14 protein-coding genes are annotated in these 15,376 nt (G+C 69.5%); 7 read left to right on the top strand and 7 right to left on the bottom strand.

Annotated elements, in window-relative coordinates:
* The first annotated feature begins 147 nt into the window (after positions 1 to 147).
* On the top strand, positions 148 to 1,557 hold the full coding sequence (locus A5673_RS13290) for an MFS transporter (RefSeq protein WP_068232625.1): 1,410 nt from the start codon (positions 148 to 150) through the stop codon (positions 1,555 to 1,557).
* Here the strand turns inward: A5673_RS13290 and A5673_RS28395 are convergent.
* The 3 genes from A5673_RS28395 to A5673_RS13280 are packed head-to-tail and all read right to left on the bottom strand — an operon-like array spanning position 1,467 to position 2,440.
* Complete coding sequence (locus A5673_RS28395) at positions 1,467 to 1,766, bottom strand: hypothetical protein (RefSeq protein ID WP_082958713.1); 300 nt, start codon at positions 1,764 to 1,766, stop codon at positions 1,467 to 1,469. The two genes, A5673_RS13290 and A5673_RS28395, sit on opposite strands and share 91 nt — an antisense overlap.
* A 39-nt stretch (positions 1,767 to 1,805) precedes the next feature.
* Entirely contained in the window at positions 1,806 to 2,210 is a 405-nt protein-coding gene (locus tag A5673_RS13285) for a type II toxin-antitoxin system VapC family toxin (RefSeq protein ID WP_068232622.1), read from the bottom strand.
* Positions 2,207 to 2,440, bottom strand: coding sequence for a hypothetical protein (locus A5673_RS13280; RefSeq protein ID WP_068232619.1), 234 nt, complete (start codon positions 2,438 to 2,440; stop codon positions 2,207 to 2,209). The genes A5673_RS13285 and A5673_RS13280 overlap by 4 nt, the downstream gene beginning before the upstream one ends.
* Positions 2,441 to 2,556: 116 nt before the next feature.
* Between A5673_RS13280 and A5673_RS13275 the strand changes: the two genes are divergently transcribed.
* Positions 2,557 to 3,267 (top strand): response regulator transcription factor, encoded by a 711-nt coding sequence (locus A5673_RS13275; RefSeq protein ID WP_068232616.1) that lies wholly within the window; start codon positions 2,557 to 2,559, stop codon positions 3,265 to 3,267.
* Positions 3,264 to 4,721: a HAMP domain-containing sensor histidine kinase gene (locus A5673_RS13270; RefSeq protein WP_068232613.1), complete on the top strand. Its 1,458-nt coding sequence runs from the start codon at positions 3,264 to 3,266 to the stop codon at positions 4,719 to 4,721. Before A5673_RS13275 ends, A5673_RS13270 begins: the two co-directional genes overlap by 4 nt.
* Here A5673_RS13270 and A5673_RS13265 read toward each other — a convergent pair.
* The 3 genes from A5673_RS13265 to A5673_RS13260 all read right to left on the bottom strand — a co-directional run bounded on the left by A5673_RS13265 (position 4,718) and on the right by A5673_RS13260 (position 6,208).
* Positions 4,718 to 4,960: a hypothetical protein gene (locus tag A5673_RS13265; RefSeq protein WP_068232814.1), complete on the bottom strand. Its 243-nt coding sequence runs from the start codon at positions 4,958 to 4,960 to the stop codon at positions 4,718 to 4,720. The genes A5673_RS13270 and A5673_RS13265 overlap by 4 nt on opposite strands.
* Positions 4,961 to 4,980: 20 nt before the next feature.
* Positions 4,981 to 5,334 (bottom strand): hypothetical protein, encoded by a 354-nt coding sequence (locus A5673_RS28390; protein ID WP_082958712.1) that lies wholly within the window; start codon positions 5,332 to 5,334, stop codon positions 4,981 to 4,983.
* A 121-nt stretch (positions 5,335 to 5,455) separates the two neighbouring features.
* Positions 5,456 to 6,208 carry a TVP38/TMEM64 family protein gene (locus A5673_RS13260; protein ID WP_068232605.1) on the bottom strand — a complete coding sequence of 251 codons (753 nt, stop codon included), beginning with the start codon at positions 6,206 to 6,208 and terminating at the stop codon, positions 5,456 to 5,458.
* Between the two features lie 169 nt (positions 6,209 to 6,377).
* On the opposite strand from A5673_RS13260, the gene mutA reads away from it, so the two are divergent.
* From mutA to A5673_RS13240, 4 genes are all read left to right on the top strand, one after another.
* Complete coding sequence (mutA, locus tag A5673_RS13255) at positions 6,378 to 8,219, top strand: methylmalonyl-CoA mutase small subunit (protein WP_068232602.1); 1,842 nt, start codon at positions 6,378 to 6,380, stop codon at positions 8,217 to 8,219.
* A gap of 3 nt (positions 8,220 to 8,222) precedes the next feature.
* Positions 8,223 to 10,475, top strand: a complete 2,253-nt coding sequence (gene scpA / locus A5673_RS13250; protein WP_068232597.1) for a methylmalonyl-CoA mutase — start codon at positions 8,223 to 8,225, stop codon at positions 10,473 to 10,475.
* 16 nt (positions 10,476 to 10,491) lie between these two features.
* Complete coding sequence (gene meaB, locus A5673_RS13245) at positions 10,492 to 11,514, top strand: methylmalonyl Co-A mutase-associated GTPase MeaB (RefSeq protein WP_255396643.1); 1,023 nt, start codon at positions 10,492 to 10,494, stop codon at positions 11,512 to 11,514.
* A 70-nt stretch (positions 11,515 to 11,584) separates the two neighbouring features.
* Entirely contained in the window at positions 11,585 to 12,865 is a 1,281-nt protein-coding gene (locus A5673_RS13240) for a serine hydrolase domain-containing protein (protein ID WP_369806481.1), read from the top strand.
* 355 nt (positions 12,866 to 13,220) lie between these two features.
* On the opposite strand, the gene A5673_RS13235 is transcribed toward A5673_RS13240, so the two are convergent.
* Positions 13,221 to 15,206: an acyltransferase family protein gene (locus A5673_RS13235; RefSeq protein ID WP_197518372.1), complete on the bottom strand. Its 1,986-nt coding sequence runs from the start codon at positions 15,204 to 15,206 to the stop codon at positions 13,221 to 13,223.
* Positions 15,207 to 15,376: the final 170 nt, after the last annotated feature.

Genomic DNA, 15,376 nt, shown 5'->3' with positions numbered 1-15,376 from the left:
AATGTTTACCCCGCTCGCGCGGCGGGGCCCCGCGCACCGCATGGATCTCGGTCGTTTTGGGTAGCGTCTTAACCAATGAGTCGAAACGCGGACCAAGGTCGGGACACGACGTGGACGCCGGACGACATTCAGGTTGTCGATAGGCGAGTGACGCATCGCTCGATCCAGGGCACCGCGATCGGCAACTTCATGGAGGCCTACGACTTCACGCTGTTCAGCCTCGTCGCCACGATCCTGGCGCAGAAGTTCTATCCCGGGGAAAACTCCGGCGCGGGCAACCTGATCGCCACCTTCGGCACCATGACGGCGGGGTTTGTGGTGCGGCCGCTGGGCGGCATCATTTTCGGCCCGCTCGGGGACCGCATCGGCCGCAAGCCCGTGCTGGTGGTGACGATCTCGCTGATGGCCGTCTGCGCGACCGCGACCGGCGTGCTGCCCGTCTACCACACCATCGGCATCTGGGCGCCGATCCTGCTCACGGTCATTCGCGTTTGCCAGGGCCTGTCCTCCGGCGGGGAGTACGCGGGCGCCATGACGTTCATCGCCGAGCACGCCCCGGACCACAAGCGGGGCACGCTTGCCGGTTTTTTGCCGGTGGGCACGCTGGCCGGCTTCGTGGTGGGCGCCGCGCTGGTGACGACGCTGCAGACCGCGCTACCGACCGCCGACATGCTGGCGTGGGGCTGGCGCGTTCCCTTCTTGTTGGCGGCGCCGCTGGGGCTGATCGCGGTCTACCTGCGGTCGCGGATCGACGAGACGCCCGATTACGAGGAGATGCACGCGCGCCAGCAGCAGACGTCCGCGCGGAAGCAATTCAGCCAGACGGTCGTGCGGCAGTGGAAGGCGCTGTTGATCTGCATCGGTCTGGAGTTGGCGATCAGCGACACCAGCTACATGGTCAGCGGGTACGTGCCGACCTACCTGAAGAAGACCGTGGGGGTGCCCGACAATCCGGCATTGGTGATGGTCCTGATCGTGCTGGCGGTCTTGACGGTCGGTGTCCTGCTGGTCGCGATGCTGTCCGACCGCGTCGGCGTCAAACCGTTGATGTGGACGGGATGCGGGCTGCTGGTGGCGGTCTCCATACCGGCGTTTTCCTTGATGCAGCTGGGCGGGTCGTACCCGGTGAAGTTCGGCGGTGTGCTGCTCGTCGGCCTGCCCATGCTGTTCCTGAGCAGCCTCGAGCCGGCGATCCTGCCCGCACTGTTTCCCACGAACGTGCGCTACGGCGCGGTGTCGATCGGGTTCAATATCGCCGTCTCGGCCTTCGGCGGTACCACCCCGTTGATCGCCGAGACGCTGGTCGCCGGCACCGGCAACGCGATGATGCCGGCGTACATGCTGATGTTCGCCGGGCTGGTCGGCGCGATCACCCTGATCTTCGCGCCCGAGGTCGCCGGGCAGCCGTTGCTGGGCTCCGGGCCGGCGGTCGACAGCCCGGACGAGGTGGGCGACCTGATCGAAACTCAGCGCGGCAGCGGCGGCGGCAAGGGCGGGGCGGGGATGACCCCCGGCGTGGGCGCCGGCGCCGTACCCGAGACCGGCGGAGCGGGATAGACGCAGCCGGACGCGTTCGACCCCAGGGGCGGCGGATAGGGCGGCGGGGGAAGCTGAACCCGGACCGTGAAGACCAGGCCGGTGATCGCGAAGGCGGCGATCGCGCCCAGCACCAAGCCCACCAGCCCGACGGCGACGACGACGCCCGTGGAATGCCGGCGGGCTGGCGGCGCGGGGGGCGGGGCATTTCGGGTGTCGTTGGAGGTCATGCGCCTTCCCCGGGTCGTCGGTATGGGTCCCTCAGGACGCTACTTTCCGGGGACCGACACTGAACAGGTGATGCCCGGCGCGCGCAGTATCCGCTGATCCAGCGTGACCAGCGGGACGGCCAAGATCTCGGCGAGCGCGACGTAGCTGGCGTCGTAGCTCGAGAGATTGGCCCGCAACTCCCAACTGCGCGTTGCCAGCAGGTCGTAGGGCCACAGTTCTATCGTCAGGTCGAGCAGGTCGGTGTGGGCCTGGGCGGCCTGGTCGGCGCTGATCGCTCCGCTCGACTCCGCACGCCTGATGACATTGGCGCATTCGTACGGCAGCAACGTCGGTGCGAAGAGTTCGGCCTCCGCCACACGCGCGGTTGCCCATTCACCATCGCCGCCGGAATCCAGCAAGACGGCAATGACCGCCGATGCGTCGCAAACGGCGCGCTCGGTCACAGGCGTTCGGCGTCTTTGGCGGCGAGGATGGCGGCGGCGTCGAGGCGGACCTTTGTCGCGTTGACCCGGGCGCGCGCGCGAGCGACGACGTCCCGCGGCGCCGGCCTGTCGGCCGTCGCGACGAGCAGGCCGCGCAGGAACTCCTGCAGCGACTGCCCCGACCGGGCTGCGCGGGCGGCCAGTTCGTCGCGAACCTCGTCCGGGACACCTCGGATCGTGATGGCGACCATGTCTGCATAGTAGCAGCATTGCCTGCATAGTGCAGACAGAGCAGCGCACTATGAAGCGAACCTGAAGAAACGGGCTTGCCCGGCCGGTTGCCGAAACGCACCGCCCACAATGGGGCATGGCCAGTTCCCCGCGCGCAGAGAGGCGCCCGACGGCCGGCGCACCTCGGGTGCTGGTGGTCGAGGATTCCGAGACCATCCGCGAAATGGTCAGCGAGGCGCTGGCCGACGCCGGTTACCACGCCGACGCCTGCCGCGACGGCGACGGTTTGGAGGGCGCCCTCGACGGGCTGCGACCGGACCTGGTGGTGCTCGACGTGATGCTGCCGGGGCGCGACGGGTTCGCGCTCATCGACGTGATCCGGGAGTGGGGCGATGCCGGCATCGTGCTGATCACGGCCCGCGACGGCCTCACCGACCGGCTGCGTGGCCTCGACGGCGGCGCCGACGACTACGTCGTCAAACCGTTCGAGCTGGCCGAATTGGTGTCACGGGTCAACGCGGTGCTGCGCCGGCGCGGACGGCTGCCGCGGGTGCTGCAGGTGGGCGACCTGATCGTGGATGTCGACGCGGGCGTGGCCGTGCGCGCGGGGCACGAGCTGGAGCTGACCGCCACCGAGCTGCGGCTGTTGCACTTCCTGGTCGAGCAGCGCAGCCGGATCGTGAGCGCCGGGCAGATCCTGAACGCGGTGTGGGGCTACGACGCCTACGATCCCAACCTGGTGCAGGTGCATATCAGCGGGCTGCGGCGCAAGCTCGAGGCCCACGGGCCGCGGATTGTGCACACCGTCCGGGGCATCGGCTACCGCGTGCAGGCCCGCCGGCCATGACGGTCGACCCCGTGACGCCGACGCCGTCGCTGCGACGACGGGTCGTCGTCGTGGTCATCGGGTTGCTCGCGACGCTGTTGATGGTGCTCGGGGTGGTCATCGACGTCAGCCTCCGCGCCCAGGCCCGCCGAGACCTCAACGATCGCCTTCTCGCGGCCACCTCGCGCGCGGACGCGCTCGCGCAGGCGCACACCCCGCCGCAGCAAATCGCCGCCCAACTCAATGGCGGCGTCGTCCGCGCGCTCGTGATCACCGCCGACGGCACGGGCTACGGCGACCCCGCGATCAGCCCGGACCCCGGCGCCGGCGCGTTCGTGCCGCCGCCACCGCCGCCGCCGGGCTACCCGCCGTTCGGGCCGCCGCCGTACCCGCCCCCGCCGCCGGGCGGACCGCCCGCCGCCACCGCCACTGAGCTGGTCCATCCCTTGCCCGACGGCGACCGGCTCATCCTGGTGGCCGACACGACGCAGACCACGCAGGTCACCCGCCAGCTGCGTCAGCTGATGATCGGCGCCGGTGTGGTGACGCTGCTGGTGGCGGCGCTGCTGGCGGTCGCGGTCAGCCGGGTCGCGCTGCGGCCGCTGGATCGGCTCACCGCGCTGGCGACCGACATCGCGACCGGTGATCGCGGCCGGCGATTGCGCCCCAAGCGCACCGACACCGAACTCGGCCGCGCGGCCGGCGCCTTCGACGGAATGCTGGAGGCGCTGGAGGCCTCCGAAAGGCGGGCCCGGGACGCGGCCGAGGACGCCCGGCGCGCCGAGGCGGCCACCCGGCGATTTCTCGTCGACGCCGCCCACGAGCTGCGCACCCCGATCGCCGGCATCCAGGTCGCCGCCGAACAACTCGCCAGCAACGCCGCGCAGTACCAGGGCGACGAGGCGCGCGCCCAACACCATCGCGCCTCGCTGTTGCTCTCCGACGCCCGCCGGGCCGGGCGCCTCGTAGGCGACATGCTGGACCTGAGTCGCATCGACGCCGGGCTGCCGCTGGACGTGCAGGACGTCGACCTCGCCGCGGTGGTCGACGCGGAAGCCGACCGGACGACCATGCTGGCGCCGCGCGTCACGGTCGTCCGGACCGGCCTAACCGAGCTCGAGGTGAAGGCGGACGCGACCCGGCTGGCCCAAATCCTGGGCAACCTGCTCGACAACGCCCGCCGGTACACGCCGGCGGGGGGCGCGATCAACGTCGACCTGCGCACGAGCGACCACACCGCCGAAGTCACGGTCACCGACACCGGCCCCGGCATTCCCGATGACGAGCGTGACCGCATCTTCGAGCGGCTGGTGCGCCTGGATGCCGGGCGCGCCCGCGACCACGGCGGCGCCGGGCTCGGCCTGCCGATCGCCCGGGCGCTGGCGCGCGCCCACGGGGGCGAGCTGACCTGCCTTCCCCGCGACGGCGGGGCGCAGTTCCGGCTCAGCCTGCCCGTGGGCGCGGCGCCGGCCTAGAAGCCCGGCGGCGGGGGCGGTCCGCCCGGGTGCGGCCCGAACGGTCCGCCGGGTGCGCCGGGTCCGGGCGGTGGCGGCCCGAACGGCCCACCCGGTCCCGGCGGCGGCGGACCCGGTTGCCCGGGCGCCGGGGGTGGTGGCGGGGGGTCGGCCGCGGCTACCGCGGTGCCGAAGCCCGTCATTGCGATTCCGAGGGCGCCCGCGAGCACCGAGCCGGCGATGAGTCGCTTGATCTCCATTGCAGGTGTCTCCTGTTCGTTTATCGGGTCGGCGCCGGCGGTGACGGCGGGGTCGTCGGCCCGCCGGGCGGTGTCCCCGGCCCGCCGGGCTGTGGCGGCTGGCCCGGCGGGGGCGGACCGGCCCAGGGCGGCGGCGGGTGCCAGGCGAACGGCGGCGGCGGTGGGGGCCCCAAGGCGCCCGGCGGCGGCGGCGGAAAACCGAACCCCGGCGGCGGGCCAGCAGGGGCCCACAGGCCGATCAGCGTGGCGGCCCCGAAGGCCCCCACGGCGAGCCCCGCCAACCCGCTGCCGACGGCGACCCCGACGGGGTGCCGGTGCAGGACCGAAGGTGGGCTTGCGGGCGGTGTGCTGCGGATCGGTTCCTCGACGGTCACGGTTGCCTCCTCGTTGCTGTGCTGGTGGCAGCGACGGTAGGAAGCGAAGCTGAAATCAACCTGAAGTCAGCCGTTGCCGGCGCACGTCTTCAGGTTCGCTTCAGAAAAAGGCCATGCGCAGTTAGCTGACCGCGGCCGGTTCGGGCGCGCTCTGCGTCTTGCGGCGGTGGTGGCTGCGGTGCTGGCGGATCTCGACGACCAGCCCCGTCACGCCCAGCGCCCCGGTGCACAGCGACACCAGCAACAGCAACGGGCTGGGGTGACCGGCGAGCGCGTCACCCAGGATCACCACCGCGGCGGTGCCGGGCAGCAACCCGGCGACGGTGGCGAACGTGTACGGCGCCACCCGCACGGTCGACGCGCCGGCGGCGTAGTTGATCGCCGAAAACGGCACGGCGGGTATCAGCCGCAGCGACAGGATGGCCAGCCAGCCGCGTTCGCGCAGGCGCTCCTCGACGGTGTCGATCGATCGGTGCCGAACCAGGCGGTTGAGCTGCCACCCGGCCGCGCGCACCAGCAGCAACGCGAGCACCGCGCTGGCGGTGCTGGCCACCACCGCTATCCCGATTCCCAGCAGCGGGCCGAAGAGCAGCCCGGCGGCCAGGGTGAACGCCGTCCGGGGAACCGGCACCACCGTGGCGACGACGTGCGTGCCCAGGAACGCCAACGGGAACCAGGGGCCCACCGATTCCGCCCAATCCCGCATCTGCAGCGGCGTCGGCAACGGCAGCCAGGTCGCCGCCGCGATCAGTGCTGTGATCCCGACCACTGCGGCGACGGCGCGCGGCCGCGAGAGCTGACGCGCGGCCACGCCGCACGCGGCGCGGAGCTCGCGCAGTCTGGCGCTGATTTTGCAGGTGGCGGAAGCCGTCACGCTTGACAAGGGTACGGGCCGGAGCTGAATAGTTCGTTTCTCGACGCTGGCGTTTCCGCGGCGACCCGTCCGGGTCGCCGGACCGAGCGGTTTTTAGCGCGGAGCCCCGATCAACTAGCCTCATTAGTACGTGGCAGAGCCCCATTTGCAGGGAAAAAGGGAGCAATCGGTGTCCATTGATGTACCCGAACTCGCCGACCTAGAACAGGTTCGCGGGCGTTGGCGCACTGCGGTCGCCGGTGTCCTGTCCAAGAGCACACGCCAGGATCCCGACCAGCTGGGCGACGAGCCCGAGCGGCTGCTGGACACCCCGACGTATGACGGCATCGCCATCCGGGCGCTCTACACCGCCCTCGACGAGCTGCCCGAACCCCCGCTGCCCGGCGAGTGGCCCTACGTCCGCGGCGGCGACCCGCTGCGCGACGTCAACGCGGGCTGGAAGGTGGCCGAGGCGTTCGGCGTTCCCGGCGGCGACGGCAACGCCGCGGTGCTGGCCGCCCTCGCCGAGGGGGTCAGCGCGCTGCGGATCCGGGTGGGCCGGTCCGGGGTGGCGCCCGCGGAGCTCGCGCCACTGCTTTCGGGCGTGTACCTCGACCTGGTGCCCGTCCTCCTCGACGCCGGCGCCGACTACCCCGAGGCCTGCGACGCCCTGCTGGCGCTGATCGACGAGCTGGGTCCGCAGCAGCGCGCCACGCTCTCCGTCGACCTGGGCGCCGACCCGCTGACCGCCAAGCTCAGCGGGCGGGAGTCCCCGTCGACCGAGCAGGTGGTCGCCGTGGCCACCCGCGCGGCCGGCGGCCGCGGCGTGCGGGCGATCGCCGTCGACGGACCCGCCTTCCACAACCTGGGCGCCAACGCGACCTGGGAGCTGGCCGGCGCCGTCGCGGCCGCGGTGGCCTACCTGCGGTTGCTCACCGACTCCGGGCTCCCCGTCGCACAAGCCTTGCGGCAGATCAGCTTCCGGCTGGCCGCCGACGACGACCAGTTCCTGACGATCGCCAAGCTGCGCGCCGCGCGCCGGCTCTGGGCGCGGGTCGCCGAGGTCGTCGGCGACCCCGAGGGGGGCGCCGCCGTCGTGCACGCGGAGACCTCGCTGCCGATGATGACCCAGCGCGACCCGTGGGTGAACATGCTGCGCGGCACCGTGGCCGCCTTCGGGGCGGGGGTCGGCGGCGCCGACACCGTGCTGGTGCTGCCGTTCGACGGGGCCATCGCTGGCGGCTTTCCCGGTGTGGCGAACGGCTTCTCGCGGCGTATCGCGCGCAACACCCAGTTGCTGCTGCTGGAGGAATCGCACGTCGGGCAGGTGCTGGACCCCGCCGGCGGGTCGTGGTTCGTCGAGGACCTCACCGAGCAGCTGGCGCAACAGGCCTGGCAGCACTTCCAGGACATCGAGTCGCGCGGCGGGTTCGTCGACGCCCGCGACTACATCGCGGAGCAGATTGCCGGCATCGCGGCGCGGCGCGCCGACGACATCGCGCACCGGCGCACGGCGATCACCGGCGTCAACGAATACCCGAACCTGGAGGAACCGCCGCTGCCACAAGGAGATTCGCCATCGACTGTCCGGCGATACGCGGCGCAATTCGAGGAGCTGCGGGACCGGTCGGACGCCTATCTGGCTCGCACCGGCGCGCGTCCGAAGGCGCTGCTGCTGCCGTTAGGCCCGTTGGCCGAGCACAACATTCGGGCGACGTTCGCGGCCAACCTGCTGGCCTCGGGCGGCATCGAGGCGATCAACCCCGGGCCGGTCGACGCCGCGGGAATCGCGGCAGCCGTGGCGGCGGCCGGGTCGCCTGCCGTGGCCGTCATCTGCGGCACCGACAAGCGCTATCACGACGAGGCCGCGAGCGCCGTCGAGGCGGCCCGCGCCGCCGGTGCGTCGACGGTCTGCCTGGCCGGGCCCGAAAAAGCGCTCGGGGATGCCCAGCATCGGCCGGATGAGTATCTGACCGCGAAAATCAATGCGGTGCAAGCCTTGTCGAACCTGCTGACACGATTGGGGGCGTAGCTAATGACGATGACCACACCCGCGATCGGCAGTTTCGCCGACATCCCGCTGCAAGGCGATCGCGACGTGCGGCCGCCCACTGGGGCCGCCGCGGACGAGCAGGCCGCCGCAGCCGCGGCGGCGCACGGGTACGCGCCCGAACAACTGCACTGGCACACGCCCGAGGGCATCGACGTCAAGCCGGTGTACATCGCCGAAGACCGCGCCGCCGCGGTGGCCGACGGCTATCCGCTGAACAGCTTCCCCGGCGAACCGCCGTTCGTGCGCGGCCCCTACCCGACGATGTACGTGAACCAGCCTTGGACGATTCGCCAATACGCCGGTTTCTCCACCGCCGCGGATTCCAACGCGTTCTACCGGCGCAACCTCGCCGCCGGCCAGAAGGGCCTGTCGGTGGCCTTCGACCTGGCCACCCACCGCGGTTATGACTCCGACCATCCTCGCGTTCAGGGTGACGTCGGAATGGCCGGGGTGGCAATCGATTCGATCCTCGACATGCGCCAGCTGTTCGACGGCATCGACCTGTCCGCGGTGTCGGTGTCGATGACGATGAACGGCGCGGTGCTGCCCATCCTGGCGCTATACGTGGTGGCCGCCGAGGAGCAGGGGGCACCGCCGGAGAAGCTGGCCGGCACCATCCAGAACGACATCCTCAAAGAGTTCATGGTGCGCAACACCTACATCTACCCGCCCAAGCCGTCGATGCGCATCATCTCCGACATCTTTGCCTACACCAGCGCCAAGATGCCGAAGTTCAACTCCATCTCGATCTCCGGCTATCACATCCAGGAGGCCGGTGCCACAGCGGATTTGGAGCTCGCCTACACGCTGGCCGATGGCGTCGACTACATCAAGGCGGGTCTGGACGCCGGCCTGGACATCGACAAGTTCGCGCCACGGCTGTCGTTCTTCTGGGGCATCGGCATGAACTTCTTCATGGAGGTCGCCAAGCTGCGCGCCGGCCGGCTGCTGTGGAGCGAGCTGGTGGCCGAGTTCGGCGCCAAGAACCCGAAATCCCGTTCGCTGCGTACACATTCGCAGACCTCGGGCTGGTCGCTGACCGCCCAGGACGCCTTCAACAACGTGGCGCGCACCTGCATCGAGGCGATGGCCGCCACCCAGGGCCACACCCAGTCGCTGCACACCAACGCCCTGGACGAGGCGCTGGCGCTGCCCACCGACTTCTCCGCCCGGATCGCGCGCAACACCCAGCTGCTGCTGGCGCAGGAGTCGGGGACCACCAGGCCGATCGACCCGTGGGGCGGTTCCTATTACGTGGAGTGGCTGACGCATCGGCTCGCGCAGGCGGCCCGCGCCCACATGGCCGAGATCGCCGAGCACGGCGGCATGGCGCAGGCCATCGACGACGGCATCCCCAAGATGCGCATCGAGGAGGCCGCCGCGCGAACCCAGGCCCGGATCGACTCGGGCCAGCAGCCGGTGATCGGGGTGAACAAGTACCAGGTCGACGAGGACCAGGAGATCGAGGTCCTCAAGGTGGAAAACAGCCGGGTGCGCGCCGAGCAGCTGGCCAAACTGCAAGAGCTGCGGGCCAACCGGGACCCGAAGGCCGTCGAGGCGGCCCTCGCCGAGCTGTCCCGCGCCGCCGCCGCCACCGGGCGCGCCGGCGAAGACGGGCTGGGCAACAACCTGCTGGCGCTGGCCATCGACGCGGCCCGGGCCAAGGCCACCGTGGGCGAGATCTCCGATGCGCTGGAAAAGGTGTATGGCCGTCACCAGGCGGAGATCCGTACCATCGCCGGGGTCTACCGTCACGAAGCCGGAAAGGCCACCAACATCGCCACCGCCACCGAACTGGTCGAGAAATTCGCCGAGGCCGACGGGCGCCGGCCGAGGATCCTGGTGGCCAAGATGGGTCAGGACGGTCACGACCGCGGGCAGAAGGTGATCGCGACGGCGTTCGCCGACATCGGGTTCGACGTCGACGTCGGGTCGCTGTTTTCCACGCCCGAGGAGGTGGCCCGCCAGGCCGCCGACAACGACGTGCACGTCATCGGGGTGTCCTCGCTGGCCGCCGGCCACCTGACGCTGGTCCCGGCGCTGCGCGACGCGCTGGCCGAGGTGGGCCGGCCCGACATCATGATCGTGGTCGGCGGCGTCATCCCGCCCGGCGACTTCGACGAGCTGTACGCCGCCGGGGCCACCGCCATCTTCCCGCCGGGGACGGTGATCGCCGACGCCGCAATCGGCTTGCTGCACAAGCTCGCCGAGCGGCTCGGGTATGACCTGAACTGATGTTGACTCTGCGGCTATGGCGACAAAGTGCGAGAAGGCCGCACCCTCAGCGCAGAGTCAACGCCAGATGACGCCCCAGGAATTGGCCAAGGCCGTCCTCGGCGGCGACCGCGCGGCGCTGCCGCGGGCCATCACGTTGCTGGAATCCACCCGCGCCGACCACCACGAGAAGGCGCAGCAGTTGCTGCTGGAGCTGACGCCCCACGCGGGCAACGCCCACCGCGTCGGCATCACCGGGGTCCCCGGGGTGGGAAAGTCCACCAGCATCGAGGCGCTCGGCATGCACCTGATCGAGCAGGGCCACCGGGTCGCGGTGCTGGCCGTCGACCCGTCGTCGACGCGCACCGGCGGCTCGATCCTCGGGGACAAGACGCGGATGGCGCGGCTGGCGGTGCACCCGGACGCCTACATCCGCCCGTCGCCGACGTCGGGCACGTTGGGCGGTGTCGCCAAAGCCACCCGGGAGGCGATCGTGCTGCTGGAGGCCGCCGGGTTCGACGTGATCCTGGTCGAGACCGTGGGCGTGGGCCAGTCCGAGGTGGCCGTGGCAAACATGGTGGACACCTTCGTGCTGTTGACCCTCGCGCGCAGCGGCGACCAGTTGCAGGGCATCAAGAAAGGCGCGCTGGAGCTGGCCGACATCGTGGTGGTCAACAAGGCCGACGGGGAGCACCTGGCCGAGGCGCGCAAGGCCGCGCGCGAGCTGTCCGCGGCGATCAGGTTGATTCATCCGGGCGAAACGCTTTGGCGGCCACCCGTTCTCACCATGAGCGCGACGGAGGGAACCGGCCTGGCCGAGCTGTGGGAGACCATCGAGCGCCACCGCCGGGTGCTCGCCGACGCCGGCGAACTCGACGAGCGCCGCCGGGCCCAGCAGGTCGACTGGACCTGGCAGATGGTCCGCGACGCCGTCCTGGACCGGGTGCTGTCCAACCCGGCCGTCCGCAAACTTCGTGCCGACGTGGAACGCCAGGTCAGGGCGGGGGAGTTGACTCCGGCGCTCGCGGCCCAGCAAATACTTAAGGCCGCGTCTGGCTAACGGAAAGGTAAATTAACCCCCGTTTCCCCGACGGACGGTATGAATTCCAAGTAAATTCAATACTGTGACGATGGAGTCCCGGGTCGCTCGCCGCGCGGTCCCTGTCCACGATGGCCCTGACGCAGGCCAGCGTGTGTCCGGTGCGGCCGACCCACATTTCGCGTGCGTCGTTCGCGGTTTTTCCACCATGTTCCCCGCCCGCCGGTTCGGTGGCGGGGCGCTGGCGGTCTACGTCGACGGTCAACCGGCCGTTGACGTGTGGACGGGCTGGGAGGACCGGGGCGGTCACGTGCCGTGGTCGGCCGACACCGCCCCGATGGTGTTCTCGGCCACCAAGGGCATGGCCGCCACCGTCATCCACCGGCTCGCCGACCGCGGTCTCATCGACTACGAGGCGCCCGTCGCCGAATATTGGCCGGAGTTCGGCGCCAACGGCAAAGCCGAACTCACGGTGCGGCAGGTGATGAGGCACCACGCCGGCCTGTCGGGCCTGCGGGGCGCCACTCAGGAAGACCTGCTGGACCACGCCCTGATGGAAGAGCGCCTGGCGGCCGCGTCGCCGGGACGCCTCCTGGGCAAGTCCGCCTACCACGCGCTGACCTTCGGCTGGCTGATGTCCGGGCTGGCCCGGGGCGTGACCGGCAAGGGCATGCGCGCGCTGATCCGCGAGGAGCTCGCCGAGCCGCTGGGTACCGACGGCATGCACCTGGGCCGGCCGCCGGCCAAGTCCCCGACGCGGGCCGCGCAGATCATCATGCCGCAGAACCTCGTCGCCAACCCCGTCGTCAGCTACGTGACGCGCAAGGTCGCCCACGAGCTGTCCGGCGGATGGCGGTCCATGTACTTCCCGGGCGTGATCGCCGCTGCACAGGGTGAGATCCCGTTGCTGGACGCCGAGATCCCCGCCGCCAACGGCGTGGTGACGGCCCGCGCGCTGGCGCGCATGTACGGGGCAATCGCCAATGGCGGCGAGATCGACGGCACCCAATTCTTGTCCCGTGAGCTGGTCGCCGGGCTAACCGGTCGGCGGAGCCTGCGGCCGGACCGAAACCTCTTCGTGCCGTTGGCTTTCCACCTGGGCTATCACAGCCTGCCGATCGGCAACGTGATGCCGGGCTTCGGTCACGTCGGGCTGGGCGGTTCGGTCGGCTGGGCCTACCCCGCGGAGGGTGTGGCGTTCGCGCTGGTGCACAACCGGCTGCTGACACCGTTCGTGATGACCGATCACGCCGCGTTCGTCGGGCTCTACAAGCTGATCCGCGACGCCGCCGCGAAGGTGCGCAAGCGCGGTCTGCAGCCGGTGACCGAGTTCGGGGCGCCGTTCTCGGAGCCCGGAGCCGTCGCCGGCTAGCTTCACAGGCGGCATGCCCCGGCCACAAGCCTGCCCGCGGGCATCAGTAATCCTGCCAACCTGCTGGGAAAAACGGCTGCTTTCGTTTCTGCTGTTCGTGGCCCGGCTAAGGCTGCTTTCATGGGGGCTGCAAGGCGACGCAGTTGGATGCTGATCGGGCTTCTGGCTGGCGCGGCGATGGTAGCGGTTGTCGCAGCTTTCGCAGAGGCCCAGGTATGGAAAATGAAACGCGATCTGTTCCGCAGAGGGTTTTGGTGAGCACGAAGGCGATCGTGCTGCTCGGCCAAAGTTGAATGCGGCTACGGCGCTGCCCGACAAGAGGCGCGCGCTGGGCGGCGGCGTACGCAGCCAACGTTCAAGGGCGCCCTACCGCGACCCTGAACTCGGGGAAGTCGGCGAGCATCCGCTCTGCGAGGAACCGGCTGCCGTTGTTGTTCAAGTGGTTTGTGTCGCGGTACAGCAGGGCATCGCCCCTGTTCATGCTGCAAACACGTTCGTCGCAGAAGTACTCGGCCGTGTTGAGCAGCTGAACGCCGGGCACTTTACCGACGGCGTCTCTCAGCGCTCCGATGTACGTCGCTCGCCTCGCTTCGAATAGTTCACGGTCCTCGCTGCACTTCGGGAACGGTACGACCGGGGCGATGCGGTACTTGCAGGATTCCGCCTCGAAATCGAACGTCGGGACGTCATCGGTCACAAAGACGGCCTTGCCCTTGGACTTGAACGTTTCGAGGGTTTTCACCAGCTCATCCGGTGCCACTCCGCGCAGCACCCACTCCGCCGTCAGGATTACTGCTTGCACCGCCGGATCCGACCCGACGTGGTCGATGATCTGGCTCATCCCGGTTACGGATCGCACCGGAATCCCGCGGATGTAGTAGACGACATTCTTGTCGGGCAGAGCTTCGGCCAATCCCAGGAACAGATGCTCCGCATGGCTGTCGCCGAGTAGCGCGACATTGATGTGGGAATCGGGTTTGGACTGGTGGCAGCGGACGATCCCCTTCCATTTCGGGGCGCCGTCCCTGAGTGGCTGGTCCGAACACGGAAAGTAGGTGCGGGACAAATACTTGTAAAAGTCTGTCCAGTCCGTGTCGCCCTGGTGGGTCACCGGCACCGCTCCCGACGAGTAGCGCGGTAACCAATAGTCGTTCGCGCCGACGTAACAGGTCACGGCCAACAGGATGGAGGGGCACACCACAGCGCCGACGAGAGCGATGCTGCGCCCGCGGCTCAGCGCGGGGAGCCGCCGCAAGGGTTGTTCGACCCAGCGGTAGGAGGCCACCGCGGGCAGGATGGACAGGGTTGCCGCGATCGCCGCGACGAACGGCTTCCCCGGTAATAGGTGAACGGCAAACACCTTCAACGGCCAGTGCCAAAGGTAGATCGAGTAGGACCAGTCTCCGATCTTGACGACGGCGGGAAGCGCGAGGGCGCGGCTGATCGGTGTGTTGTGCCGGGTCCCCGCCGCGATCAGCAAGAGCGTTCCGCACACCGGGAGCAGTGTCCACGGACCGGGGAAAGGCATGCCGCCGTGTATGAGCCAAGCCGATGCGGCGAGCAAGGCCGCGCCGATCCACGCCGCGGCATGGGCAATCCGGGCGGACCGCAACGACCGGCTCGTGGTGGCCAGGGCAAGCAGCGCGCCCAGCGCGAACTCCCAAGCGCGGGTGGCGGGACTGTAGAAACCCAGCAGGTACTTTCCGGCCGGTGAACCGATTGCGTCATTTCCGATTGCGGCCAGCCCGAAAGACGCGGCGGCCGCCGTTGCGACCAGGACCGTTACCCAGGGAGTGCGTCCGCCGCGGCGCTGGCAGAGCAGCCAGCCGAGGAAAAGGATCGCCGGAAAAACCAGGTAGAACTGCTCCTCCACCGAGAGCGACCAGGTGTGCAAAAGGGGATTGGATTCTGCCGGCAGGTCGAAGTAATCGCCTGTGTTGTAATCGATTACGAAGTTGGCGACGAGAAGCATTGCGCCGACGCCGGTTTGAGCCGCTGTCTGTTGCGTGCTGAACGGCGGAAGCAGGCAAAATGCGAGAATCATCGTCACGGCGACGGTCAATGCCAGGGCCGGGGTCAATCGTTTGAACCGCCGGAAGTAGAAACGGGCGAAGTTGAAGCGTCCAGTCGCTGAATGCTCGCGATGAATCATGCCGGTGATCACGAAACCGGAAATTACGAAGAAGACGTCGACGCCGACGAAGCCACCCGGCACCGGCAGTCCCCCATGGAAAGCCACCACCAAGAGGACCGCGACAGCTCGAAGACCTTGGATGTCTGAACGGCGGTTGTCGCTGACAGCTCGGCTCGCTGACCGGGGCGCATCTTTCAGCTCGAACAACCGCTCTCCTTCACTCGAGATCGCGATATGCAGATCGGGGGTCGTAATAGACCGCGATCATCTCGCCCTCGCGGTTCAGGCCACCCCGCGGTGAGAATAACGGTTTTCGGGGGAGGTTTGTCGCGTTTGGAGGTTACCAAAGCGTCCAGTGCATCCAAGATGCGTCGGGA

The organism is Mycobacterium sp. E3198, assembly GCF_001667015.1.
Taxonomy (GTDB): domain Bacteria; phylum Actinomycetota; class Actinomycetes; order Mycobacteriales; family Mycobacteriaceae; genus Mycobacterium.
This window is presented reverse-complemented; position numbering and strand designations above follow the sequence as displayed.